We start from the raw sequence: 24,985 nt of genomic DNA, 5'->3' as shown, positions 1-24,985 counted from the left end.
TCGCGCCCAGCTCACGCATTGTGCGTTGCCGTCCAGTCCGATCGCGCGCTCCAGGTGCCGGCGGAGCCCTTGACCGTGCAGCCGCGCTGACCGGTGACGATCTCGCCGATGCGGAACACCGTCTCGCCTGCCTCGGTCAGGGCAGCCGCGACACCTTCGGCCTCCTCGGCCTCGACGATCGCGACCATGCCGACGCCGCAGTTGAAGGTACGAGCCATCTCCCCGGGCTCGATCGCGCCCTGCGCCTGCAGGAAGGCCATCAGCCTCGGCTGGGTCCACAGATCGGCATCGATCGCCGCGTGCGCGCCGTCCGGCAAGACGCGCGGGATGTTTTCGAGCAAGCCACCGCCCGTGATATGGGCCAGGCCCTTGATCCGCCGCTCGCGGAGCAAAGGCAGCAGGCTGCGCACATAGATGCGGGTGGGCGCCATCAGCGCGTCGATCAGTATCACGTCCTGGTCGAACAAAGCGGGTCGGTCGAGCTTCCAGCCCTTGTCCGCCGCCAGCCGTCGCACCAGCGAATAGCCGTTGGAGTGCACGCCGGACGAGGCGAGCCCGAGCACGACATCGCCCGCTGCGATGTCGCGGCCGGTCAGCACCTTGTCCCGCTCCACCGCGCCGACGCAGAAGCCGGCCAGATCGTAGTCGCCCGCCGCGTACATGCCCGGCATCTCGGCCGTTTCGCCGCCGATCAGCGCGCAGCCCGCCTGCCGGCAACCCTCGGCGATGGACGCGACGACGGCAGTCGCAACCTCGTTGTCGAGCTTGCCGGTGGCATAATAATCGAGAAAGAACAGCGGCTCCGCGCCCTGCACCACCAGATCGTTGGCGCACATGGCGACCAGGTCGACGCCGACGCCCTCGTGCCGGCCGCTCTCGATGGCAAGCTTCAGCTTGGTGCCCACGCCGTCGTTCGCCGCCACCAGCAGGGGATCGGTGAAGCCGGCGGCCTTGAGGTCGAAGAAGCCACCGAACCCACCAAGATCGGCATCGGCGCCCGGCCGCCGGGTCGCGCGGGCAAGCGGGGCGATGGCGCGGACCAGCGCGTTGCCGGCGGCAATCGAGACGCCGGCATCGGCATAGGTGTATGCGGTGAACTGCGGGTCGTTTTCGCCCGCCCGCTGCGAAGGTGTGTCGGCCATGTGCGCCCCTAACCACATCGCGCTTGGATTTCCACTCGCCGTTCGCCAAAAGGCCGGCAATGTCCGTGCGCCCTTTCCGTCCCCTGCCGATCGCTCTTGCTCTCGCCTGTGCGGCGACCGGCGGCGTGGTGTTGGCGCAGATCGAGAATGCCAATCGCGGCGTCGCGCCGGTGGACAGTTCGCGCAGCTACGAGGTGGGCGGGGTCCAGGTCGACGTCACCGGCAAGACCGCCGAGGAGGCGCGCTATGCCGGTTGGCGGCTCGCGCAGCGGCGCGGCTGGCAGATGCTGACCAAGCGACTGGGCGGCGGGCCCATGCTGCCGGACGGCGCGCTGAATGCGCTGGTCACCGGCATTGTCGTGGAGCACGAGCAGATCGGGCCGACCCGCTACGTGGCGCGGCTGGGCGTGCTGTTCGATCGCGGGCGGGCGAGCTCGATCCTGGGTGTCGTGGACGGCAGCGCGCGATCGGCGCCGATGCTGGTCCTGCCGCTGGAAGTGTCGGGCGGCGCGGAAACCGTCTTCGAGCAACGCAGCCTCTGGCAGCAGGCATGGGCACGCTTTCGCACGGGAACCTCGGCGGTCGACTATGTCCGGCCCTCCGGAGGCGGGCCGGACGCCTTGCTGTTGAACGCCGGCCAGATCAGCCGGCCGAGCCGCGGCTGGTGGCGCACCGTGCTTGATCTATATGGTGCCGAGGACATGCTGTTCCCCGTGGTCCGGCTGCAGCGGCAATGGCCCGGCGGCCCGGTGATCGGGGTGTTCCAGGCACGCCATGGGCCGGATAACCGGGCGCTGGGCAGCTTCACCCTGCGTGTCTCCGGGCCGGAGGGCATCCCGGCGCTGCTGGACGCAGGCGTCAAGCGGCTCGATGCAATCTACTCCACCGCTTTGTCCTCGGGGCAGCTCGCCGTCGATCCCAGCCTGGCCTATGTGCCGCCGCCCATGCCGGTGGACGAGACGGTGACCGACGAGGCGGGCGACCTCGACAACCTGCTGTCCAGCCTGGGCGCGGATACCGGCACGGCCGCAGTAACGATCACCTTGCAGTACGAAACGCCCGCGGTCGGCGCCGTGACCTCGACGGAAGCGGCGGTTCGCTCGATCCCGGGCGTCAGCGCGGCGACCACGACGAGCCTGGCGCTGGGCGGGGTGTCGGTGATGCGGGTTACCTACGATGCCGACCCGGCCCTGCTGCGCACCTCGCTGGAGCAGCGGGGGTGGACGGTAAGCGGGCAGGGCGCCGCGTTGCGCATCCGGCGCGGAGCCGCGCCCACAATCGACCTGCCGGCCATCCCCGCGGACAACGCGACAGCCGGATGAGCCAGCTCGCGCTGCCGCTGCAATGGCCGGCCGATCCGCAGGACAACGAATTCCTGGTCACCTCCTCCAACGCCGCGGCGGTGCAGTTGCTGGAACATTGGGCGACCTGGCCGGTGCGGGCGGCGTTGCTGGTCGGCCCGCGCAAATCGGGTCGGTCGCTGCTGGCCCGCATCTTCGCCGCCAAGAGCGGGGGGACGCTGCTCGATGACGGCGATCGTGTGGCCGAGGCGACGGTCTTCCACGCCTGGAACATCGCGCAGGAAGGCCGGCGACCGCTGCTGATCGTCGCGGAGGCGCCGCCACCGGAGTGGAGCGTGCGGCTGCCGGACCTGCGCTCCCGCCTGGCCGCCAGTCCCCTGGCGAGGATCGGACCGCCGGACGAGGCGTTGATGGCGGCGTTGTTGCAGCGCTTGTTCCTGCGGCGTGGGCTGGATGCGCGGCTGGATCTCGTGGACTGGCTGGTGGCGCGGATCGAGCGGAGTCATCTGGCCGTCATGCGCGTGGTGGATGCGCTGGACGAAGCGGCGTTGGAACGGCGCCGGCGCTTGTCCATTCCACTGGCACGCACCGCGCTCGGCGCGGCCGGCCTGTTGAATCAAGAGGAATGACGTGACCCGTCCTGCCCATATCGCCCGCCTGGATGTCGACGACGATCCCTTCGCCGGCGCCACCACCACCAATCGCTACTTCAATCGCGAGCAATCGTGGCTGGCGTTCAACCACCGCGTTTTGGAAGAAGCGTGCAATGCGGCGCATCCTCTGCTGGAGCGGGTGCGGTTCCTGTCCATCTCGGGTTCGAACCTCGATGAATTCTTCATGGTCCGCGTTGCCGGCCTGAAGGGGCAGACGTTGCAGGACGTGGACCGCCGCTCGGCGGACGGGCTGTCGGCGACGCAGCAGCTGGCGGCCATCGTAGAGGGCGCCGACCGGCTGGTGCAGAGCCAGCGCAACGTCTGGCGGGACCTGCGCCAGGATCTTGGCGAGGCCGGGATCGACGTGCTCGGCTCGCGCACGATCGACGGCGCCGCCTCCTCTGACGAGATAGAGTGGCTTGAGCGGTATTTCCGCGAGCAGCTGTTTCCGGTCCTCACCCCGCAGGCGCTGGACCCGGCGCATCCGTTCCCGTTCATCCCCAATCAGGGCCTGGCCGTCATCTTCGACCTGGTCCGCCAGTCCGACGGGGAGCCGGTTCGCGAGCTGGTGATGTTGCCCGCGCGCACCCAGCGGTTCGTGCGGCTGCCCGGCGAGCGCGCGCGCTTTATCGCCATCGAATCGCTGGTGAAGCGCTTCGCCCCGGTGATCTTCCCCGGCTATTCGATCAACGGCGCGGCCGAGTTCCGCGTGCTGCGCGACAGCGATATCGAACTGGAGGAGGAGGCGGAAGACCTCGTCCGCTACTTCGCCAATGCCATCAAGCGGCGTCGCCGCGGCAGGGTGATCCGGCTGGAACTGGAGGCCGGCATGCCCGAGGATCTCGGCGCCTTGCTGCGTGGCGAGCTGGGCGGGGATGCCTTTGTCACGGAGTCGGCGGCCTTTCTCGGCGTCAACGATCTGGGCGAGATCGTGGAGGAGGATCGTCCCGAGTTGAAGTTCCTGCCGTTCACCGCGCGCTTTCCGGAGCGCATCCGGGAATTCGGCGGTGACTGCTTCGCGGCGATCCGGGCCAAGGACATCGTCGTCCACCACCCCTACGAGTCGTTCGACGTGGTGGTGGCGTTCCTCAAACAGGCCGCCAACGATCCCGACGTCGTCGCGATCAAGCAGACCCTCTACCGCGCCGGCAAGCAGTCGGCGATCATCAACGCCCTGATCGCCGCCGCGGAGGCCGGGAAGGCCGTCACCGCCGTGGTCGAGCTGAAGGCGCGGTTCGACGAGGAGCAGAACCTCCTCTGGGCGTCCGCGCTGGAACGCGCCGGGGTCCAGGTCGTCTACGGCTTCATCGACTGGAAGACGCACGCCAAGATCTCGATGGTCGTCCGCCGCGAGGGCGGGGCGTTCCGCACCTACTGCCATTTCGGCACCGGCAACTATCATCCGGTGACGGCGCGTATCTACACCGACCTCAGCTTCTTCACCGCCGACCCGCGTCTCGGCCGCGACGCAGCGCAGATGTTCAACTACGTCACCGGCTATGTCGAGCCCACCGACATGGCGCTCATCAGCCTGTCGCCGCGAGACCTGCGCCAGCGCCTGGTCGGGCTGATCGATGCCGAGATCGCCTTTGCCCGCGCGGGCAAGCCGGCGGCGATCTGGGCGAAGATGAACTCGGTGGTCGATCCCGCGGTGATCGAGAAGCTGTACGAGGCTTCGGGCGCGGGCGTTCAGATCGACCTCGTCATTCGCGGCATCTGCTGCCTGCGCCCCGGCGTGCCGGGCATGAGCGAGAACATCCGGGTCAAGTCGATCGTCGGGCGCTTCCTGGAGCACAGTCGCATCTGGGCCTTCGGCAACGGCGCGGCGCTGCCCAACGACGGCGCCAAGTTGTTTATCACGTCGGCAGACTGGATGCCGCGCAATTTCGACCGCCGGGTCGAGTTCATGCTGCCGATCGAGAACCCCACGGTGCACGAACAGGTTCTGGGGCAGGTGATGGTGGCCAATCTGATCGATGACGAACAGAGCTGGGAGCTGCAGCCGGACGGCAGCTATGTGCGCGACACGCCCGGGGACAAGCCGTTCAACCTGCATCGCTACTTCATGACCAACCCGTCGCTTTCGGGTCGCGGGGCACTGGCGGCGAGCGACACCGTCCCGAAGCTCGTGCTGCGCAGCCGCCGCTGATGTTCGGACGCAAGGAACGATCCGGCAAGCGTACCGCGATCATCGACATCGGCTCCAACTCCATTCGTCTCGTCGTCTACGAGGGACCGGAGCGGCTGCCGGCGATCCTGTTCAATGAAAAGGTGATGGCGGGCCTGGGCCGCGGCGTGGCCGAGGACGGGCGCTTGTCCGACGAAGGGCTTGCCGCGGCGCGCGACGCGCTGGCGCGCTTCGTGGCGGTGGCGCGGGAAATGGACGTCGCCGGCCTGCGGATCGTCGCCACCGCGGCGGTTCGCGATGCGGCCAATGGCGAGGAGCTGCTGTCCCATATCCGCGCGCTCGGACAGGAAGTGGAGCTGTTGTCCGGCGAGCAGGAGGCGCTTGGCGCCGGTTATGGTGTCCTGTCCGGCATCCCGGACGCAGACGGGATCGTCGGCGATCTGGGCGGTGGAAGCCTCGAACTGGTGCGTATCGCGGCAGGCACCGTGACGGACCGCGCCTCCTTCCCGCTCGGCGTGCTGCGGCTGCCGGCGATCCGCGAGCGCGGCAAGGAGGCGCTGGAGCGAACCGTTGCGAAGCTCCTGGGCGACGCAGGCTGGAAGGGGCGGGGCGAGGATCTGCCCTTCTACCTGGTCGGTGGATCGTGGCGGGCGCTGGCGCGGCTCGACATGCATCTCACCGATTACCCGCTGCCGGTCATGCACCAGTACGAGATCAACCGCGACGCGCTGTCCCGCCTGCGCCGCACGATCAGCCATGTGCCGAAAAGCGCGCTGCGCACCACCCCGGGCGTGTCCTCGGCGCGCGCGAACAACCTGGACGATGCGACGGCGTTGCTCAGCATCGTGCTGAAGCAGCTGAAATCGCGCACGGCGATCACCAGCGCTTTCGGCTTGCGCGAGGGCCTGTTGTACGGCGCCCTGGACTCGCGAACCCGGCAGCAGGATCCGCTGATCGTCGCCGCGCGCGAGGAGGGGCGGCAGCTGGGCCGCTTTCCGGAACATGGCGACCTGCTCGAACGGTGGATCGCGCCGCTGTTCGCGGGCGAGACGGCGGAAATGGCGCGTCTGCGGCATGCGGCGTGCCTGCTGGCGGACGTGGGCTGGCGCGCCAATCCCGAATTCCGGGCCGAACGCGGCATCGAGGTCGCGCTGCACGGCAATTGGGTGGCGATCGATGCGGCGGGCCGCGCGATCCTTGCCCAGGCGCTGTTCACCAGCCTGTGCGGAGAGGCGCGCAGCCCCGATCCGCTCGCCCGGCTGGCCGCCGCCGAGGATCTGGCACAGGCGGCCGCCTGGGGCTTCGCCATGCGTCTGGGGCAGCGATTGTCGGGCGGCGTGGCAGGCCCGCTGGAGCGGTCAACGGTGGCGCGGACGCAGAGCACGCTGCACCTCGATCTCACGAGCGGCGACCGCGCGCTCTACGGCGAGGCGGTGACCCGCCGGCACAAGGCGCTCGCAAGCTATCTCGGGTTGGAGCCGGCGGTAGGCTAAGCCGGCGGTGATGGATAACGCCACCACGCCTGTAACGCGGGTGCGAGATGGATGACGGACGCGCTCGCACTTCCTATGTGCCCCTCATGACACCGATGCATCTAGGCCAGCCCAGCGCGCTTCCTTCCTCGCCGGAGGAAGCGGTCCTGGATTATGTTCCCAATCCCCGCGCCGGGCAGCTGTACCTCGTGCGCTTCACCGCGCCGGAGTTCACGTCGCTGTGCCCCGTCACGGCGCAGCCCGACTTCGCGCACCTGGTGATCGACTATGCACCGGGCGAGACGATCGTTGAGTCGAAGTCGCTGAAGCTATTCCTCGGGGCGTTCCGCAATCATTGCGCATTTCACGAGGATTGCACCGTGGGCATCGGCGAGCGGCTGTTCCGCGAGATGGCCCCTCGCTGGCTGCGGATCGGCGGCTATTGGTATCCGCGGGGCGGCATTCCGATCGACGTCTTCTGGCAATCGGGCGCACCTCCGCAGGGTCTGTGGCTGCCCGATCAGGGTGTGGCGCCGTATCGCGGACGCGGTTGATCGCAGCTCCGCACCTTAACGCCGCATGAAGCCTGTTGCGCTGCAACATAGCTGCAACCATATTCCTCATGGATAGTTGCGTTGGCGAGGGTCGGGGTTCGCCGGCTTTCCCGAACAAGGATGGGCACATGGCGCGAGGGGCAAAGCAACCGGTGGAACACATTGCGCTGATCGGAAACTTCCTGCCGCGCAAATGTGGGTTGGCGACCTTCACGACCGACACGTATACCGCACTGCGGCATCGCTTTCCCGACGTGAAGGTGGATGTCTATGCCATGGACGACCACGCCGCGCCTTATGCGTATCCCGCCGAGGTGACGGCCAGCATCGCCGAGCAGGACCTGGCGGCCTATCTCGACACCGCCCGCCGGATCGAGGCAAGCGGCGCGCAGGCGGTGTGGGTTCAGCACGAATACGGAATTTACGGCGGCGCGGCGGGGGAGCACCTGCTGGCGCTGCTCGATCGGCTGACCCTGCCGGTGATCGTCACCCTGCACACCATCCTTGAAAAGCCCAATGCCGATCAGCGCCGCGTCATGGAGGGGCTGCTCCGCCGTGCCTCGCGCGTGATCGTCATGGCCGTGAAGGGCCGCGAGATCCTCCAGCGGGTATATGGCGCGTCGGCCAAGTCTATCGTGATGATCCCGCACGGCGTGCCGGATCGCGCGCTGGTGGACCCGGACACGCGCAAGGCGGCGTTCGGCTGGAAGGGCCGCAAGACCCTGCTAACCTTCGGCCTGCTTGCCCCCAACAAGGGCATCGAGACGATGATCGAGGCGCTGCCCGCCGTCGTCGCGCAGCATCCGGAAGTGCTCTATGCCGTGCTGGGTGCAACCCACCCCAATCTCGTCGCGCACGAGGGCGAGGCCTATCGCGACCGGTTGAAGGCTTTGGCCGCCGATCTTGGCGTGGCGAACAACATCGAGTTCATCGACGCCTTTCTCGAGCATGACGAACTGCTGTCCTACCTTGAGGCGGCGGACGTCTATGTGACGCCGTACAACAATCCGGCGCAGATCACCTCGGGCACGCTTTCCTATGCGATCGGCATCGGCAAGCCGGTGGTCTCGACGCCATACGTGCATGCCACCGAGATCCTGGCGGACGGCCACGGCGTGCTGGTGCCATTCGGCGACAGCGCCGCCTTTGCGCGCGAGATCAACACGCTGCTCGGCAACGATCGCGCCCGTCGGCGGCTCTCCGACCGGGCCTATGCCCGCGGACGGACCATGATCTGGCCGCACCTGGCCGAGGTGGCGATGCGGGAAATCGCGACGGTGGTCGCGGGCCGTCCCGCACGGCTCTCCGCCGGTGCCCTTGGTTTGTCGGCGCTGAAGCCGGATTTCGCGGCCGTGGAGCGGATGAGCGATTCCACCGGCATGCTGCAGCACTCGATCTATTCGGTGCCCGATCGTCGCCACGGCTATTGCATCGACGACAATGCCCGTGCGCTGATCCTGGTCACCCAGATGCGCGACATGCCCGAGGCGCAAGTCGACAAGTGGCTCACCGTCTATGCCTCGTTCCTGCAATATGCTTGGAACCCCGAGGCGCGGCGCTTCCGCAATTTCATGAACTTCGACCGTACCTGGTGCGAGGATTTCGGCTCAGAGGACTCGAACGGCCGCACGCTCTGGGCGCTCGGCATCTGCGCGCGCGATGCGCAATTGCGCAAGCACCGCGACTGGGCGATCGCGCTGTTCGACGCGACCGCCAGCCTGGCGCTCGAACTCGGCAGCCCGCGGGCGCACGCCTTCGCCATGCTGGGCGCGGTCGCCGTGCTGGAGGCCTTCCCCGGCCATGCGATGGCCCGCACCATCCTGGAGCGGTTCAGCGAGGAGTTGCTGACCCTGCTTGCCGAAGCGCGCCGTCCCGAATGGCAGTGGTTCGAAATCGTGCTCGCTTATGACAATGCGCGCCTTCCCGAGGCGATGATCCGCGCCGGTCGCGCGCTGGGGCGAAAGGATGTGGTCGCTTGCGGGCTGGAGACGCTTGCCTGGATCGTCGGACGGCAGACCTCGCCCGAGGGGCGGTTCCGGGCGGTAGGCACCGAAAGCTTCGGCCGGGTCTATGCCGATCCGCTGCCCTTCGACCAGCAGCCTCTTGAGGCGCAGGCGACGGTGGATGCCTGCGCCGCCGCGTTCGAGGCGACGGACGATCGCCGTTGGCTGGAGGAGGCGCAGCGCGCCTATCGCTGGTATCTCGGGCAGAACGACCTGGATCTTCCGCTCGCCACGCAGGCCGATGGCGGTTGCTTCGACGGGCTGATGCCGGGCGGGCTGAACCGCAACCAGGGCGCTGAATCGATTTTGGCGCTGCAATTGGCTTCATGCACCATTTCAGGGCTTTCAAAGCGCGCCGAAACCGTGAATGGACCGCGCAGCGCCGTCGCCTAGCCTGCTTGCGGCGTCACTTCCCGATCGTTCAGCGAAGGCCCACACGTGATCGACTTGTTCCACCACGCGCTGAGGCTGCACGCCGATCCCTCGCGGGTCGTGGTGCGGCCATTCCACCTTGCTTATTCCGGCAATGGCGGCAGCCGCACGGAGCGGCTCCTGCGCGAGGTGATGGCGCTGGATCGTGAGGAAACCCGCCGTGAGCTGGAGGTGGTCCTGCGCGACTTCGAGGCGCGGCACTGGCAGACGCGCCGCGTGTTCATGACCCGCTATGACGAGCTGGAGGACCAGCTCGGCCTGGACGGGACGGAGATCGGGGACGAGAAGCGGCAGCTGATCGGCGCCTATTTCTGCCACGAATACAGCTACGCCGCCGCCGCGCTGATGAACCCCAGCACGGTGCCGCATCCGGACCAGTCGGGCATGCCCGAAGGCTCCATGCGCATCCTGATGAGCCTGCGTGCGGTGGGCGAGGGGCACATCTCCTCCGTCGCTTTCCGCGAGGGGATCATCACCGAGGAGAACCAGCTGAAGCTGGCGCCCGAGCCCCCGTTCGCAACCGCGACCGACATGGTAGGCCGGATCGAGAACGAGATGCCCGAGGGGCCGGTGACGGTCTATCGCCATCGCGACTCCACGCTTTCCGGCACCGTGATCTTCCCCATCACCGGCGCGCAGTCCAAGGGGCTGGAGGACCTGCGCCTCGTTCACTTCACGCACGAGGATGGCCAGGTCGAGTGGCTGGGCACCTATACCGCCTATAATGGCTCGACCATCCAGTCCGAACTGCTGCGCACGCGCGATTTTCGTTCGTTCGAGCTCGTGCCGATGACCGGACCGGCCGCACGCAACAAGGGCATGGCGCTGTTTCCGCGCAAGGTGAACGGCCAGTACATGATGATCGGCCGGCAGGACGGCGAGAACGTGTTCCTGCTCAAATCCGACACGTTGACCCACTGGGAAGAGGGCGAGCGCCTGCTCACGCCGGTCTTCCCGTGGGAGCTCGTGCAGCTGGGCAATTGCGGCTCGCCGATCGAGGTGGACGAGGGCTGGCTGCTGCTGACGCACGGCGTGGGAGCGATGCGCAAATATTCGATCGGCGCGGTGCTGCTGGACAAGGACGATCCCTCGCGGGTGATCGGCCGCACGACCGAGCCGCTGCTCGCCGCGGCGGATCAGGACCGCGAGGGCTATGTTCCCAACGTCGTCTATACCTGCGGCGGGCAGCGGATCGGCGACAAGCTCTTCGTGCCCTATGGCGTAGCGGACAGCAGCGTGGCCTTCGCCTTTATCGGCATCGACAGCCTGGTGCAGGACATGCTCGCGGCAGGTCCGGGCCCGACGGCATAAGCAAAGGGCGCCGCCGGCGGCGACGCCCTTCTGCGTTCTTCTGCTCCGATCAGCCGCAGACGCGCACGCGGTGGTGGTAGCGATACTCGGTCCAGCAACGCTGCCTGCGGCCGCGATAGCCGTTCCAACCTTGGCGGCGCCCGCGATCCCAGCCGTAGTGGGGGCCGCGGTCCCCGCGATAGTCACGGTAGCCGCGATCCCCGCTCCGATCATAGCCGCGGTAATCGCGATCGTAGCTGCCGTAGCGATCCCCCCGCCAGTTCTGCGCCTCGGCAGCGGTGGCGGCACCCAGGCTGGCGACGACCAGGCCGGCGGCGGCGAACATCTGCATGATCTTCATGTCGTATCCTCTCTCCCGGACCATCCGGTATGCCGCCTTGTATTCGGGCCGACCAGCATCGGGCCTGAACCGGCTTGTAGGCTGCCGTACAGGTAGCGGAGCAACGGACCGTGCCGGTGCGCGTTTCTCCTCCACAGCGGAAAGGATGAAACATGGCGGACAGCGACGGCACTCACATCTATGGCGGCCCCGATCCGAAGGACACGGGCAACCCGCCTGTCGAGGGCTTGCGCGGCGAGCAGGCAGGAGCGGGCGATCGGCCGGATCTGCGCCGCACCACCATGTTGAGCGACGGGCGGACCGTGGAGATCGAGGAGACGTCCGGCGTGGCGGCGGCCGAGGAGAGGGGCGCCGGACAGGATGCGAACGCCGCCAACCATGGCGAGCAGGCTGCGGGCAAGTCGCAAGTCTGACTGCGGGGAGCCGGTGCGAGCGGTTGGGCTGATCCCGTGACGCTGTGCACACCGGAATGGCGGTGCCACAACCGGGCGCCGCGTGCGCCCGAGCGGCCCAGCGACGAGGCGTCCCTGGCTCAACGCAGCAAGGCCGGGTGGAGGCCGGCATCGAACATCAGGAGGGCGGCCGCCAGACAGCGGGTCTCTGCCGGGGTGCGATAGAGGGAGAGCTTGGTCGAACGCCCGTCGCGCACACGCGATCAGTTTTGTCGGAGGGCATAGCCTTGCTTGACGGACACCTTATCCGTCTCAAGCAGCAGCTCTCCATTCGTCGAGCGCGCCCAGCTCGATTGACCGGAGCGAGGGCGTTGCGCGCTCCACGCTGGCGATCCACGACGGCAAGAGCCCGTTCCATGGGTCGGTATGGACGGGGCGAGGCACCGCGGCGCGCCTGTCCGATCCAGGCTCATCCACGATGGTGCCTGGATCGGTCGCCGGCGCGTTGTGCGCTGCATGGTCCACAAGAAGCCCAACCTGCCTACCAAGATATGTGCGACCTGCGCACGTCCCTTTGCCTGGCGCAAGAAATGGGCGCGCGACTGGGAGGCGGTTCGTTTCTGCTCCGATCGATGCCGCGCTAACCGGTCGAAGGGCGGCGGCTGATGCTCAGCCGCCGCGCACCATCGCTCGCGTGCGCCCGTACAGCCACAGGATGCCGGTGAAGAACACGGCCGGGCCGGCCACCTCCGCGACGGTAGCGAAGCCGGACCCTACCACCGCGAGCGGCGCATCGATCGGCGGGGTAGGGGAGCCGCGATTGGCCCAGGCGACGATGCCGGCGAAAACGACGCCGAACAGGCTTTCGCCGACGATAAGGCCGGTCGCCGCCAGCACGCCCATCCGTTCCGCAAAGTCAGGCCGCGAGGAGCGCGCCGCCCAGCGATCATACAGCCGCCCGACCAGCGCGCCGATCGGGATCAGCAGCGTCAGGCTCATCGGCAGGTAGATGCCCATGCCCACGGCAAGCGGCGGCAGGCGCATCTTGCCCGCGCGGCCCAGCGCCTCATCCACCGCGATCACGACCGCGCCGATCGCCGCACCGGCGCCGATCATCGACCAGTCGATATCGCCGCCCAGCACGCCTTTGGCGAGGCTGGAGATCAGCGCGGCCTGCGGGGCGGACAGCGCGTTCGGGCCGGCGTTCGGCATGCCGACGAAACCGAGCGTGTTCTTGAGGAGATCCAGCACCAGCGGGATCACCAGGCTGCCGAACGCCACGCCCAGGATCAGCGCCACCTGCTGCTTCCACGGCGTCGCGCCGACCAGCTGGCCGGTCTTGAGGTCCTGAAGATTGTCGTTGGAGATCGTCGCCACCGAAAAGACGATGGCGGTCGTGAACAGCGCATAGGCGACCAGCGCGTTGGTCCGCGCCGGATCGTCGCTATGCCCGAAGAACGCCGCCAGCAGCAGCGATGCGCCCAGCACCGCCAGGATGCCGACGCCCGAAACCGGCGAGTTCGACGCGCCGATCAGTCCGGCCATGTAGCCGCAGATCGCGGCGATCAGCACGGCGGCGACCATCAGATAGACCACCGTGCCGCCGATCACCGCCACCGGGTTCTCGTGCACCGGTCCGCCGGCGGAGAAGCTCCACAGCAGCCAGGCGATCGGCAGGATCAGAAACACCGAAACGCCCGCCACCACGCCGATCGGCAGGTCGCGCTCGGTCAGTTCCAGAAGGCCGCCGCCGGCCCGCGCGCGCGAGGCGGCCATGGCAGAGCGGATGCCGCCGATGATCGGCCCGATGATGCGCAGCAGCGACCACAAGGCGGCCACGCCGATCGCGCCTGCACCGATGAAGCGGGATTGCTCGCGGAAGGTGGTGGAAACGAGCGCATCCACCGTGTCGGCCACGCCGTTGGCGGTCAGCACCGGCATGAGCCCCACCCAGGTGATGAGCAGGCCCACGAACATCGCCGCGCCGACCGATACGCCGACCAGATGCCCCACGCCGATCAGCGCCATGGACCAGCTCGCCGACACGCCGGTTGCGCCCGGGCCGATGCGGAAGTTGCGCGAGAACTCGGCGGCGACCAGCTTCATGGCGGCAAGCAGCGCATAGCCGGCGGAGATCAGCGAACCGATGATGATGACGCGCAGGCCGCGGGCGTTCTCCGCATCGCCTTCCCGGCCGTGTGCGCCCACCTTCAGCACCTCGGCCGCGGCGACGCCTTCGGGATAGGGCAGGTCCGATCCCGTCACCAGCGCACGGCGCAGCGGCACGGAGAACATCACGCCGAGCACGCCGCCGACGGCGCATACCGCAACGGTGGTCCAATAGGGAAAGCCGCTCCACCAGCCGACGAGGATCAGGCCGGGCAGCACGTAGATGATCGCCGCCAGCGTGCCCGCCGCGCTGGCGATCGTCTGGACGATGTTGTTCTCGAGGATGTTTGCCCCGGGAAAGAGCCGGAGCACCGCCATCGAGATCACGGCCGCGGGGATCGACGTCGCGAAGGTGAGCCCCACCTTCAGTCCCAGATAGACGTTCGCCGCAGTGAACAGCACGGTGATGACAGCGCCGAGGAGAACCCCTCGGACGGTAAGTTCGGGGAGCGGTCGGGCGGCGGTACGCGTGTCGGTCATCGGCGGGTGGTGCCACCGGCGGGCAGGTGTTGAAAAGCGAAATGTTGCGCCGGCATGCTTGCCACGTGCCGTCCGGCGTCCTTACCGTGCGGCGGACAGGGATATCGGGGGGTGACCATGCGAACGATGATGTTGACGGTGCTGCTTGCCGGAGTTTCCATTCCGGCGGTTGCGGCGCCGGAGCCGCCGCGCGCCTGGGTGGCGGCGAGCAACGCCAACACTCGTCTCGTGGTGGAGAGCAACGCGCAGTTCTCGCCGGAAGATGCCTCGCAATCCGGCCTCTCGCAATATGACGGGCTCGCCAGCGATCTCGGGCCGCGGCTCGACGAGCGCAAGGCGGCTGCGGCGGAGAAGCTGCTGGCGGAGCTGCGCCGGCGCGCCGCTGCCGAGAAGGACGCCAATGTGCGGCAGGACCTAGCCATTCTCATCCGCTCGGTCGAGGAAAGCATCGAAGGGCGCCGATTGCGGGGCAAGTATTTCGTCGCCTGGGTGGATGCGCCGGAGGCGATCTATTCCGGCCTGACAAGCTTGCTGGACGACCAGATCGCGCCCGCTCGCCGCAAAAAGGCGGTGGAACTGCTGCAGCGCTATGTCGGCGACTGGCCCGGCACCACGCCGCTGACGCAGTTGGCCAAGGCGCGCTTTGCGGAAACGAACCGCCCCGGACTGCTCGGCCCCGACAAGGTGGCCGTGGATGACGCGCTGAACGATGCCGCCACCTATGTGAAGGGCGTCCGCGAGCTGTTCGCCAAGTACAGGATCACCGGTGCGGACGCCGCCCTTGCCAAGCTGGACGCGCAGGCCGCCGATTATGTCGCATGGGAGCGGGCCAATGTTCTGCCGATCGCGCGCGCGGATTTCCGCCTGCCGCCGGAGGTCTATGCCTTCCGCCTCAAGCAGGTGGGCATCGACATTCCGCCCGAAGAATTGATCTCGCGCGCGCAGGTGGAGTTCGCGGAAACACGCGCCGCGCTCGCGGCGCTGGCGCCGCAAGTGGCCAGGACGAAGGGCTGGACCGAGATGGGCTACCCAGCGGTGATCCGCCGGCTGAAGCAAAGCCCGGTGCCGAACGACAAGCTCGAGGCAAGCTATGCCGAGGTGATCCGCACCCTGGAGACGGTGATCCGGCGCGAGCGTATCGTGAACCTTCCCGATCGCCCGATGCAGATGCGGCTCGGCACGGCCGCCGAGTCCGCGGCGAGCCCGGCGCCGCACATGGATCCGCCGGCCTTGCTCAACAATCAGGGCGAACACGGCACCTTCGTGCTGCCGATCGGCGTTGCTGGAAAAGGTGCCGCGGCCGCCTATGACGACTTCAACTTCCCGGCCGCCGAATGGACCGTGGCCGCGCATGAGGGGCGTCCGGGGCACGAACTGCAGTTCTCGGCGATGATCGAGCGCGGGGTCAGCCAGGCACGTGCGCTGTACGCCTTCAACAGCGTGAACGTGGAGGGCTGGGCGCTCTACGCCGAGGCGGAGGCCGCGCCGTACCACCCGCTGGAAGGGCAGATGATCGTGCTTCAGATGCGCCTGCTGCGCGCGGCCCGGGCGATGCTGGACCCCATGCTCAATCTCGGCCGCATCTCGATCGACGAGGCGCGGCGCGTGCTGCTGGAGGAGGTCTGCACCTCGCCGGCCATGGCGAAGCAGGAGCTGGACCGGTACACGTCCCGCTCGCCGGGACAGGCGGGCAGCTATTTCTACGGCTATACCCGGCTGCTGCAGCTGCGGGTCGAAACGGAACTGGCGCTGGGGCCGAAGTTCGACCGGCTGGCCTTCAACAACTTCGTGATCGATCAGGGACTGCTGCCTCCGGAACTGCTCGCCAAGGCGGTGCGGGAGGAGTTCGTGCCGGCACAGCGCGCCCGCTGACGGCTTCGCTTCGCCGCATCTCCTTGTCTTAACCACTTGATTGCGAGCGGCCGCTACGCTTTGGCGCTGCGGTGCGGCACGGAGGCGGGGGCGTCCGGCGAGCCGCACCTCTGGGGTGGGAAATGGCCGAGTTCGCGATCTTCACATATGGAATGCTGGCGACGTTTGTCCTGTCGGGGGCGTCGCGGAACAAGAAGCTGCAGCGCCGCAATCCGGCGGTGCTGGAATATCTCGGCTACCTGCTGTGCGGCGTCTCCGCCGGCGCCGGGATGTTGCTGCTCGGCTATGCCGCGGTGAGATCGGTTCTGTGATCCGGAGGGAGCGGGCGACCTGCCCGCTCCTCCACCGTCAGAAGGTCATCTCGCCGTAAACGCGCGAGATGTCGCCGTTCCAGGCAGTGTTGTAGCGATCGAGCAACAGCTCCGCCGGCGTCTTGCCGGAGCGGACGACCTCCCGCAGCGGATCGAGAAAGCCGGTTTCGTTGGAGCCGCCGGCATCCAGCCGGGCGCGGGCGGCAAGCCCGGCATGCGCGATCTCCAGTGCCTCGCCCGCCACGTCGCGCAGCCGCCGTCCGCCGGCGATCGGCGCGTCGAGGCCGAGTTTAGGCACGGAAGCGCGCAGCGTCTCGCGCTCCTCCATGGTCCAGTTCTTCACCACGTCCCACGCCGAGTCCAGCGCCGCGCCGTCGTACAGCAGCCCGACCCAAAGCGCGGGCAGCGCGCAGATCCGGCCCCACGGGCCGCCATCGGCGCCGCGCATCTCCAGGAACGTCTTCAGCCGCACTTCCGGAAAGGCGGTGGACAGATGGTCGTTCCAGTCGTCCAGCGTCGGCTTCTCGCCGGGCAGGACCGAAAGCTCGCCGCGCAGGAAGTCACGGAAGGAAAGGCCCGCCGCGTCGATGTACCGGCCGTCGCGGTAGACGAAGTACATCGGCACATCGAGCGCATAGTCGGCATAGCGTTCATAGCCGAAGCCGTCCTCGAACACGAACGGCAGCATGCCGGTGCGCGCCGGATCGGTGTCGGACCAGATGTGGCTGCGAAAGGAAAGGAAGCCGTTCGGCTTGCCCTCGGTGAACGGCGAATTGGCGAACAGGGCGGTGGCCAGCGGCTGGAGCGCAAGGCCCACGCGAAACTTCTTCGCCATGTCCGCCTCGCTGGCATAATCCAGGTTCACCTGGATCGTGCAGGTGCGCAGCATCATGTCCAGGCCCAGGCTGCCGACGCGCGGCATGTGCCGCAGCATGATGGCATAACGGCCCTTGGGCATGACGGGCAGTACATCGCGCGTCTTGTCCGGCCAGAAGCCCAGGCCGAGGAAACCGAGACCGAGCCGGTCGCCGATCGTCTTCACCTGCTCCAGGTGGCGGCCTGTTTCGGCGCAGGTCTGGTGCAGGTTTTCCAGCGGCGCGCCGGACAGCTCGAACTGCCCGGCGGGTTCCAGGCTGATCGATCCGTCCGCCCCGCTCATGGCGATGACGTTGCCGCCTTCCATCACCGGCTGCCAGCCGAACTCGGTCAGGCCGTTCAGCAGATCCCGGATGCCGCCGGGCTCGTCATAGGACGGCGCCGCGAAGTCTGCCGTGCGATAGACGAACTTCTCGTGCTCGGTGCCGATCCGCCACCGCTCCGCCGGCTTCTCGCCGCGCGCGAAGCTGGCAACGAGCTGGTCCTGCGACTCGATGACCGGGGAAGAGGTGTCCGAAGCGGTCTTGGTCGTCATTCCGCGCCCTTACGCGCGACGGAGCGGCCCTGCTAGAGGTTTGATTACTGCGCCGGCGGCGTGCGCACCGGAGTGAACTGCGCCGAGACGAGCCGCCACCCGGCCTTGTCCTTGTGCGCGACATAGCCGGCCCGCACCGCGCGAGGCCCGATCGCCAACCGGGCCGTGACGATGGCGGTGTCGCCGAGCATCACGACCTCACGCTCCGACACGGTGATCTCCGGCACCGGCTGCTTCTTGTCGGCCGCGTAGAAGCCGAGCATCTTCTCGCGCGGATCGAAGTCGCCGAGCGGCGAGATCTCGACATATTCCGGCGCGGTAAGGCGGGCGAGGGCCGCCTGATCGAAACTGCGCTGCGCCGCGATAAAGGCGTCGACGAGCTGTGCCGGGTCGCTGGCCTTCGCTTCCGCGGCAACGGCGGGGGAGGCGGCAAGCAGGGCAAGCGAGAGCGAGGCGGCGCGAATCACAGGCAATCTCCCTTCGAGGTGCTGGCGTGCTACGCAAATAACACACTCATCGCCAGTCCCCCGCCGCGGCCATCCACAACGACACGGCCGCCGCCGCCGCCGTGTCCGCGCGCAGGATGCGCGGGCCGAGGCTGACGCCCACCGCCTGCGGCAGCGCGCGGATCGCTTCCCGCTCTTCGGCATCGAAGCCGCCCTCTGGTCCGATCAGCACCGCGGCCGGTCCCGTGCGCTCGCGCATCGCCTCCATTGCCGGCTCGCCGCCGGTCTCGTCGGCGAAGAACAAGCTGCGCTCCGTCGGCCACTCGCGCAGCAGGGCGGGGAGCTTCACCGGATCGGCAAGGTCCGGCACCGCGGTGCGTCCGCATTGCTCCGCCGCCTCGATCATGTGCGCGCGCAACCGCTCATCCTTTGGCTTGTCTACCACCGTGCGGCGGGTCACGACCGGCACCAGCCGCGCGACGCCGAGCTCGCAGGCCTTCTCCGCCAGCCAGTCGATGCGTCCCTTCTTCAGCGGCGCGGCGCAGAGCCAGAAATTCGGCACCTGTTCCAGCGGGCGCAATTGCTCGGTCACGTCCAGCACCAGGTCGCGCTTGCCGACCGCCGCCGCCACGCCGAGCCATTCGCCGGACGCGCCATCGAACAGCTTGACGGGATCGCCCACCTTGGTGCGCATCACGCCGACAAGATAATGCGCTTGCGGCCCTTCGATCCTGCGCTGGCCCGGGCCGAGCGGGCCGTCCACGAACAGGCGCGGCGTCGATTGCGGGGGCCAGGCCGGCGTGGCGCCCATCAGCGCTTCTTCGGCGGCGCGCCGGCCACCCGCGTCCAAACCTGCGTCTTGCAGCCGAAATTGGCGAACAGGCAGCCGGTGCCGACCAGGGTGTCGGGGCCACGCTGCTCGATCGAGCCGGAGAAGCTGCGGTCGAGATCGGGGACGTAGACCTCGCCATACCAGAGCCCGTCGTCTTCCTGCTCGAACCCGGAGAACAGCTGCGCGCCGATCAGCGACCGTCCGCTGCCGGCCTCGGCATCGGCACGCGCCTTGGCGCTGGCGGAGGTGACGGTGCCGCACAGGCCGGGGCCACGGCATGGGGCGATCCGGATGCGCACAGAATCGGAGGCATTGCGCCAGGTGCCGGCAAGGCCCGGCCGAGGCCCCGGGGGATTAGGAGTGGCAACAAGCGCCGCCAACACGAGAAGTCGGATCATGAAAACGTCTCCAGCAGGGCCGAAGGACCATAAGGCCCGAACGTGGCGAAAAGGCGATGGCTCCGCGCCAGCGACGATGGCAGACCGGGCGCCATGCCGACCATCGCGCTGCTCACCCTGTCCAACCTGTTCATGACCACCGCCTGGTACTGGCATCTGAAGGGCGGCATGGCGCGCCCCCTGCCGCAGGTGATCGCAATCAGCTGGGGGATCGCCTTGTTCGAATATTGCCTTGCGGTGCCGGCCAACCGCCTGGGCTATGCCAGCGGCTGGAGCGCGGGGCAGTTGAAGGTCGTGCAGGAGGCAATCGCTCTCCTGGTGTTCGGAGGCTTTCTCGTCGCCGTTCTGGGCGAGCCGCTCACCTGGCGCCACGCCGGCGCCTTTGCCTGCCTGATGGGGGCCGTCGCGTTCCTGTTCGCCGGACGCTAGGCCGCGGTGATCTTCTGGCCGGGGGAGACCATCTCGCCGCGGGTCACGATCACCTTGTCGCCCAGCTTCGCCACCGCGAACAGCTTCTTGGCGAAAGCGGTCGGCACGCCGATGCAGCCGTGGGTGGCGCGGTCGATCGACACTTCGCTGCCGTGAATGGAGATGCCGTCATTGGTCAGGCGCAGCATGTACGGCATCGGCGCCCCGCCATAGAGGTTCGACCGGTGATCCGCATCCTTTTGCGTGATCGGAAACACACCAAGGGGCGTGGGCTTGTCCTCATAGCCGTCGATCATCGCCGCAGTGCCGATCTCGAAGCCGTCGCGAAAGACGGAGATCACGCCCGCCGCCAGGTCCACCGTGATGACCGTCTGACCCGAAGACGGCGCACCGCGTTCGTCCCAGAACCACTTGCCATAGGGGATCGGTCCGCCGGTATCGAGCACCGCCTTGACCACATAGCCGACATCCGCCGGCGGGGGCGCGGGCACTGCGGGGTGAGGGGCCGTGCGCGGGGCCGCGCGCGGCCTGGTCGGCGGCTTGGCCGCGAGTGCCGCCTTGGGCACGGGCGGGGTGAGCATGGCGCCGATCGCCGAGACGCCGGCGACCGTGGCGACGAGCAGGCCGGCAAGGCCGAGGATGCGAGGGCGAAGCATCCCCTGCGTCTTGCCTATCGCCTCCGGCTTGAGAACCCCCGGATGTGGCCCTGTTCCGTGCTGGGACGGCGCAGCGGCGGTTAACCTCCGGCGATCGCGCTGAGCGTGGTGCCTGCCGTGATCTGCTCCACATCGGTCTTCAGGTGCAACAAGCGCACGCCACCCCGTTCCTGCGCGCGGGCCAGCGCCGGGGCGAAGTCCTCCGTGCGCTCCACGGTTCCCGACCAGGCAGCGAAAGCGCGGGCGAGCGCCGCAAAATCGGGATTGGACAGCTGCGTCGAAGCACCCACCCGGCCAGGGAACTCCCGCTCCTGGTGCATGCGGATCGTGCCAAAGGCGCCGTTGTCGATCACCAGCACCAGCAGCGACACGCCCGCCTGCATCGCCGTCGCGAGCTCCTGTCCGTTCATCAGGAAATCGCCATCGCCGGCCAGCACCACCACCTGCCGCTCGGGATGGCGCAACGCCGCGGCGATCCCGGCGGGCAGGCCATAGCCCATCGCCCCCGCCGTGGGCGCCAGCTGCGTGCCCGGCCCGGCATAAGGCCAGTAGCGGTGCCACCAGCTGGAGAAATTGCCCGCGCCGTTGCAGATCACGCTGTCCGCCGGCAGCGCGGCGCGCATCGCGGCGACGCATGGGCCGAGATCGAGCATCACCCCGGCGCGCGGCTGCGGCGTGGACCAGGCGCGATAATCCGCATGCGCTGCCGGACCCGCCGCATGGGGCGGCCCGTCGATCGAAAGCAGGCTTTCGGCAAACTCCGCCATGCCCGCGCAGACGGCGAGGTCGGCGGCATAGGTGCGGTTGAGTTCGCTCGGGTCCGGATGAACATGCACCAGGCGCTGCCCGGGATGATCGGGCGTCACCAGCGTGTAGCCGTCGGTGGTTGCCTCGCCGAGCCGCGCGCCGATGACGAGCAACAGGTCCGCGTCCCGTACGCGCGCCACCAGCTTCGGGTTGGGGCCATAGCCCAGATTGCCGGCAAAAGCAGGGCAGCCGTTCGGCACCGCATCCTGCCGCCTGAACGCGGCAACGAGGGGCACGCCCGTGCGGGCGCCCCAGTCGGCGAGCGCGGTGGCGGCCGTGCCGTCCCACCCGGCGCCGCCGACGATCGCCAGCGGCCGCTCGGCCGTGGCCAGCATGTCGGTGAGGAGCGCCATCGCGTCAGGATCGGCAGCCTGGGGCAGGCGGTCGATGCGGGCACGGTCCACCGCCTCCACCTCGTCCAGCAGCATGTCTTCCGGCAGCGCGAGCACCACGGGTCCGGGCCGCCCGTTCATCGCCGTGGCATAGGCGCGGGCGATATATTCCGGAATGCGCCGAGCATCGTCGATGCGCGCCGCCCATTTGACGAGCGGCGCGAACATGGCGGCAAAATCCACCTCCTGGAACGCTTCCCGGTCCCGCGTGGCGCGATCCACATCGCCGACGAACAGGATCATCGGCTGCGAGTCCTGCTGCGCCACATGGACGCCGATCGCGGCGTTGGTGGCGCCCGGCCCGCGCGTGACGAAGGCGACACCCGGCCGATGCGTGAGCCCGCCGTCCGCACATGCCATGAACGCCGCGCCGCCTTCCTGGCGGCACGGCACCAGTTCGATCGCGGGCACATCCACCAGCGCGTCGAGCACGGCGAGAAAGCTCTCGCCCGGCACCGTGAAGATGCGGTCGCAGCCCTGCGCCAGGAGATTGTCGACCAGGATGCGGCCGCCGGTGCGTGTTGTCGTCATGCTGCCGGGTGTAACCCCGGTACGACCAGACGCCAAATGTCGAAAACTCTTACAAGGCGGCAGTGCGCCGTTGCGCCGTTAACCAGCGACGGCCGCAGCAAAGGGCGCTTGCGATGAAATGGCATGGCGCCTGCACCTATGCTGGCACCGCGAGGCGTTGCGACGCTTCAGCAGGACGGGCCTTCGCTTCTCCGATCTCGCGAAGGCCCGTCCTCACCCGGCCTTGGACAGCATCGTTCCGACCGGCGGCGATCCCGCCTGCGATGCCTGGCGCCGCGCCGCACTGGCCAGCGCCTTGGGATAGATCTCGCCCAGTAGCCGCTCAAACGTGCGCCGCCAGCTGAAGTTCGCATCGACATGCGCGCGTGCCGCACGGCCGATCCCGTCATGGTCGGAGCGCCACATCTGTAGAACGTTGTCGGCCATGGTGGCCATGTCGTCCACCGGCCCGAGCAGGCCAAGGCCCGGCGGCACTCGGTCCGGCATGGCGCCGCTCGCCACGCCGATCACGGGCAGGCCGGATGCCTGCGCCTCCAGCACCGAGATGCCGAAGGTCTCGTCGGCCATCGCCGATACGTAGAGGTCGGACGAGGCGAGCGCGCGGGCAAGACCGGCGCGGTCCTGCTCGAAGCCCGGCCAGGCGATCGGCAGGTCCGCGCTCTCGGCCACCAGTTGCTCGCGCAGCTTGCCATCGCCGATCATCACCAGCGAGGCGCCGAGTTCCGGGGGCAGGCGCCGCATCATCTCGACCAGCCGATCGGCCCGCTTCTCGTTGTCGATGCGACCGGCATAGACCAGCAGCGGCCCGTCTCCAGGCAGGCCCAGGCCGGCGCGATATGCGGGGTCGCGCGCCTCGGGAGTGAACACGTTGGTGTCCACGCCGAGCGGAAGCACCTCCGTGTGGCGGATGCCGCGCCGGCCCAATGCCGCACGAGCCTCCTCGCTAAGGGTATAGACCCAGTCGAATTCGCGATAGGTAAGCTCGGTATACCCGTAGCTCAGCCACTGGAAGCCGCGCCCGATCAGGTCGCCGAACAGGTGTTTGGCGACGCGATAGACATGCGCGTTGGGGAAGTCGGTACGATAGCCGGCGATCAGCGCAGTGTGCGGAAAGCGCCGCCGGTGATGGATCGCCGCCCACGGCAGAACCCAGGGGCAGAGCGATTCGATCGTCTGCGGCTGATATTCCTCCAGCAGGCGCCGCACCGCGCGCGTGCGCAGGATGAAGCGGTAATTGGGGCTTCCCTTCACCTGATCGGACGCGACCTCGGCGAAGATCTGCCGGCCGTTCACCGTCACCCTGTCCTCGGGACCGGGCACGATCTGCAACAGGGTGTGCGGCGTATGCTGCTGCACATAATCGCGCTTTTCACGCAGATAGGTGCTGATGCCGCCGCCGCCCGAGGGGGAATAGCTTTGCGTGAGGTCGCACAGCACAAGGGGCTTGGCGTCGCGCATCGCGCCGCCCTGCGTCATCAGCATCGTCCTGCCCCTGTTTGCGCGTACCGGCCGCGAGCTTACGCGGCCGCCTGGCCCTTCAGCACGTCGGCAAGCTCGCCGCTTTCGTACATCTCCATCATGATGTCCGAACCGCCGATGAACTCGCCGTTCACGTAGAGCTGCGGAATGGTCGGCCAGTCGGAGAACTGCTTGATGCCCTGGCGCACGCCCTGGTCCTGCAGCACGTCCACCGACTCGAACTCGGCACCGAGATGGTTGAGGATCGCCACCGCGCGGCTGGAGAAGCCGCATTGCGGGAACAGCGGCGTGCCCTTCATGAAGAGCACGACCGGGCTCTTCTGCACGATCTCGGCGATGCGGGCCTGGGTGTCGTCGGTCATCGGGTAACTCCTTGTTCGGGCGTAGCCGTGGTCAGTTGCAGCGCGTGAAGCTCCCCGCCCATGCGGCCGCCGAGCGCCGCATACACGCGACGCGTCCGTTCCACGCGGGTGATGCCGCGAAAGCTCTCCGCCACGACCCGCGCGGCATAGTGATCGCCGTCGCCGGCAAGGTCGGTGATCTCCACCCGGGCATCGGGGATGCCCGCCACGATCAACGCCTCGATCTCGGTCGCCGCCATCGGCATTGCGGTTACTTCGCCTCCAGGAGCTGCCGGCGCGCTTCGATCATCCGGTCGTCCAGCGCGCGACGCACGGCCGCCTCGTCGATGTCGACACTGGCCGCCGTGAGATCGCCCAGCAGCTTGCGCACCACGTCCTCGTCGCCCGCTTCCTCGAACTCAGCCTGCACCACCGCCTTTGCATAGGCGTCGGTTTCCTCCGGGGTCAGCGACATCAGCCCGGCCGCCCATTGGCCCAGCAGCTTGTTGCGACGTGCCGTGACGCGGAACGCCATCTCCTCGTCGAGCGCAAACTTGGTCTCAAAAGCGCGTTCGCGGTCTTCGAAGGTGGTCATGCAGGCTCCCCAGCGTTTGTCGGCAGCGGAGATAGGAGGGGCAGGGGCCGATGGCAACGGTCGGATACCGAACGCCCACGCGCCGCGCGGACTTGGTCCGGGGTCCGC

General features: G+C 68.2%; 25 protein-coding genes. 12 read left to right on the top strand and 13 right to left on the bottom strand.

What is annotated here, in order from left to right:
- Positions 1-11 precede the first annotated feature (11 nt).
- On the bottom strand, positions 12-1,142 hold the full coding sequence (gene purM / locus DVW87_RS01090) for a phosphoribosylformylglycinamidine cyclo-ligase (protein WP_114685937.1): 1,131 nt from the start codon (positions 1,140-1,142) through the stop codon (positions 12-14).
- Between the two features lie 59 nt (positions 1,143-1,201).
- Between purM and DVW87_RS01085 the strand changes: the two genes are divergently transcribed.
- The 7 genes from DVW87_RS01085 to DVW87_RS01055 all read left to right on the top strand — a co-directional run bounded on the left by DVW87_RS01085 (position 1,202) and on the right by DVW87_RS01055 (position 10,996).
- Positions 1,202-2,464, top strand: a complete 1,263-nt coding sequence (locus tag DVW87_RS01085; protein WP_114685936.1) for a heavy-metal-associated domain-containing protein — start codon at positions 1,202-1,204, stop codon at positions 2,462-2,464.
- The gene (locus DVW87_RS01080) at positions 2,461-3,072 is read left to right on the top strand and encodes an HdaA/DnaA family protein (RefSeq protein ID WP_114685935.1); all 612 of its coding nucleotides are present in this window, start codon (positions 2,461-2,463) and stop codon (positions 3,070-3,072) included. The genes DVW87_RS01085 and DVW87_RS01080 overlap by 4 nt, the downstream gene beginning before the upstream one ends.
- Position 3,073: 1 nt before the next feature.
- On the top strand, positions 3,074-5,245 hold the full coding sequence (locus DVW87_RS01075) for an RNA degradosome polyphosphate kinase (RefSeq protein ID WP_114685934.1): 2,172 nt from the start codon (positions 3,074-3,076) through the stop codon (positions 5,243-5,245).
- Positions 5,245-6,717 carry a Ppx/GppA family phosphatase gene (locus tag DVW87_RS01070; protein ID WP_114685933.1) on the top strand — a complete coding sequence of 491 codons (1,473 nt, stop codon included), beginning with the start codon at positions 5,245-5,247 and terminating at the stop codon, positions 6,715-6,717. Before DVW87_RS01075 ends, DVW87_RS01070 begins: the two co-directional genes overlap by 1 nt.
- Positions 6,718-6,803: 86 nt before the next feature.
- Positions 6,804-7,250 carry a preQ(1) synthase gene (gene queF / locus DVW87_RS01065; RefSeq protein WP_114685932.1) on the top strand — a complete coding sequence of 149 codons (447 nt, stop codon included), beginning with the start codon at positions 6,804-6,806 and terminating at the stop codon, positions 7,248-7,250.
- Positions 7,251-7,378: 128 nt separating this feature from the next.
- On the top strand, positions 7,379-9,646 hold the full coding sequence (locus DVW87_RS01060) for a glycosyltransferase family 4 protein (RefSeq protein WP_114685931.1): 2,268 nt from the start codon (positions 7,379-7,381) through the stop codon (positions 9,644-9,646).
- Positions 9,647-9,691: 45 nt separating this feature from the next.
- A complete protein-coding gene (locus tag DVW87_RS01055; RefSeq protein ID WP_114685930.1) occupies positions 9,692-10,996 on the top strand; it encodes a glycoside hydrolase family 130 protein in 1,305 nt (434 codons plus the stop codon).
- Positions 10,997-11,045: 49 nt separating this feature from the next.
- Here the strand turns inward: DVW87_RS01055 and DVW87_RS01050 are convergent, their stop codons facing one another.
- A complete protein-coding gene (locus DVW87_RS01050; RefSeq protein WP_114685929.1) occupies positions 11,046-11,336 on the bottom strand; it encodes a hypothetical protein in 291 nt (96 codons plus the stop codon).
- Between the two features lie 152 nt (positions 11,337-11,488).
- Here DVW87_RS01050 and DVW87_RS01045 point away from each other — a divergent pair, with 152 nt between their 5' ends.
- Both DVW87_RS01045 and DVW87_RS18570 read left to right on the top strand, forming a co-directional pair.
- Positions 11,489-11,749, top strand: coding sequence for a hypothetical protein (locus tag DVW87_RS01045; RefSeq protein WP_114685928.1), 261 nt, complete (start codon positions 11,489-11,491; stop codon positions 11,747-11,749).
- 405 nt (positions 11,750-12,154) lie between these two features.
- Entirely contained in the window at positions 12,155-12,394 is a 240-nt protein-coding gene (locus DVW87_RS18570) for a DUF2256 domain-containing protein (RefSeq protein WP_420822307.1), read from the top strand.
- 3 nt (positions 12,395-12,397) lie between these two features.
- On the opposite strand, the gene DVW87_RS01030 is transcribed toward DVW87_RS18570, so the two are convergent.
- A complete protein-coding gene (locus tag DVW87_RS01030) occupies positions 12,398-14,377 on the bottom strand; it encodes an OPT family oligopeptide transporter (protein ID WP_114685926.1) in 1,980 nt (659 codons plus the stop codon).
- Between the two features lie 117 nt (positions 14,378-14,494).
- Between DVW87_RS01030 and DVW87_RS01025 the strand changes: the two genes are divergently transcribed.
- Positions 14,495-16,249, top strand: coding sequence for a DUF885 domain-containing protein (locus DVW87_RS01025; protein ID WP_114685925.1), 1,755 nt, complete (start codon positions 14,495-14,497; stop codon positions 16,247-16,249).
- A gap of 122 nt (positions 16,250-16,371) precedes the next feature.
- Positions 16,372-16,560 carry a hypothetical protein gene (locus DVW87_RS01020; RefSeq protein ID WP_114685924.1) on the top strand — a complete coding sequence of 63 codons (189 nt, stop codon included), beginning with the start codon at positions 16,372-16,374 and terminating at the stop codon, positions 16,558-16,560.
- Between the two features lie 37 nt (positions 16,561-16,597).
- Here the strand turns inward: DVW87_RS01020 and DVW87_RS01015 are convergent, their stop codons facing one another.
- Genes DVW87_RS01015 through DVW87_RS01000 form a run of 4 tightly spaced genes read right to left on the bottom strand, consistent with a single transcriptional unit; the run spans position 16,598 to position 19,647 of the window.
- Positions 16,598-17,971 carry a glutamate--cysteine ligase gene (locus DVW87_RS01015; RefSeq protein WP_114685923.1) on the bottom strand — a complete coding sequence of 458 codons (1,374 nt, stop codon included), beginning with the start codon at positions 17,969-17,971 and terminating at the stop codon, positions 16,598-16,600.
- Between the two features lie 44 nt (positions 17,972-18,015).
- On the bottom strand, positions 18,016-18,438 hold the full coding sequence (locus DVW87_RS01010) for a nuclear transport factor 2 family protein (RefSeq protein ID WP_239017704.1): 423 nt from the start codon (positions 18,436-18,438) through the stop codon (positions 18,016-18,018).
- 46 nt (positions 18,439-18,484) lie between these two features.
- Positions 18,485-19,228: a 16S rRNA (uracil(1498)-N(3))-methyltransferase gene (locus tag DVW87_RS01005; protein ID WP_114686986.1), complete on the bottom strand. Its 744-nt coding sequence runs from the start codon at positions 19,226-19,228 to the stop codon at positions 18,485-18,487.
- Positions 19,228-19,647 (bottom strand): DUF2147 domain-containing protein, encoded by a 420-nt coding sequence (locus DVW87_RS01000; RefSeq protein WP_114685922.1) that lies wholly within the window; start codon positions 19,645-19,647, stop codon positions 19,228-19,230. Before DVW87_RS01000 ends, DVW87_RS01005 begins: the two co-directional genes overlap by 1 nt.
- Before the next feature lie 93 nt (positions 19,648-19,740).
- Between DVW87_RS01000 and DVW87_RS00995 the strand changes: the two genes are divergently transcribed.
- A complete protein-coding gene (locus tag DVW87_RS00995) occupies positions 19,741-20,076 on the top strand; it encodes a DMT family protein (protein ID WP_114685921.1) in 336 nt (111 codons plus the stop codon).
- Here the strand turns inward: DVW87_RS00995 and DVW87_RS00990 are convergent.
- From DVW87_RS00990 to DVW87_RS00965, 6 genes are all read right to left on the bottom strand, one after another.
- Positions 20,073-20,732 carry a L,D-transpeptidase family protein gene (locus DVW87_RS00990; RefSeq protein WP_114685920.1) on the bottom strand — a complete coding sequence of 220 codons (660 nt, stop codon included), beginning with the start codon at positions 20,730-20,732 and terminating at the stop codon, positions 20,073-20,075. The two genes, DVW87_RS00995 and DVW87_RS00990, sit on opposite strands and share 4 nt — an antisense overlap.
- 80 nt (positions 20,733-20,812) lie before the next feature.
- A complete protein-coding gene (locus tag DVW87_RS00985; protein ID WP_114685919.1) occupies positions 20,813-22,462 on the bottom strand; it encodes a thiamine pyrophosphate-dependent enzyme in 1,650 nt (549 codons plus the stop codon).
- A gap of 213 nt (positions 22,463-22,675) precedes the next feature.
- Positions 22,676-23,944 carry a glycosyltransferase gene (locus DVW87_RS00980; protein ID WP_239017703.1) on the bottom strand — a complete coding sequence of 423 codons (1,269 nt, stop codon included), beginning with the start codon at positions 23,942-23,944 and terminating at the stop codon, positions 22,676-22,678.
- 35 nt (positions 23,945-23,979) lie between these two features.
- Complete coding sequence (gene grxD, locus DVW87_RS00975) at positions 23,980-24,303, bottom strand: Grx4 family monothiol glutaredoxin (RefSeq protein ID WP_114685918.1); 324 nt, start codon at positions 24,301-24,303, stop codon at positions 23,980-23,982.
- Positions 24,300-24,548 carry a BolA family protein gene (locus DVW87_RS00970; protein WP_114685917.1) on the bottom strand — a complete coding sequence of 83 codons (249 nt, stop codon included), beginning with the start codon at positions 24,546-24,548 and terminating at the stop codon, positions 24,300-24,302. Before DVW87_RS00970 ends, grxD begins: the two co-directional genes overlap by 4 nt.
- A 5-nt stretch (positions 24,549-24,553) precedes the next feature.
- The gene (locus tag DVW87_RS00965; RefSeq protein WP_114685916.1) at positions 24,554-24,877 is read right to left on the bottom strand and encodes a DUF1476 domain-containing protein; all 324 of its coding nucleotides are present in this window, start codon (positions 24,875-24,877) and stop codon (positions 24,554-24,556) included.
- Positions 24,878-24,985 lie beyond the last annotated feature (108 nt).

Source organism: Sphingomonas aracearum (assembly GCF_003345355.1).
GTDB lineage: Bacteria > Pseudomonadota > Alphaproteobacteria > Sphingomonadales > Sphingomonadaceae > Sphingomonas > Sphingomonas aracearum.
Note: the sequence above shows the minus strand (reverse complement) of the source record. Positions and strands in the feature narration are given on the sequence as shown.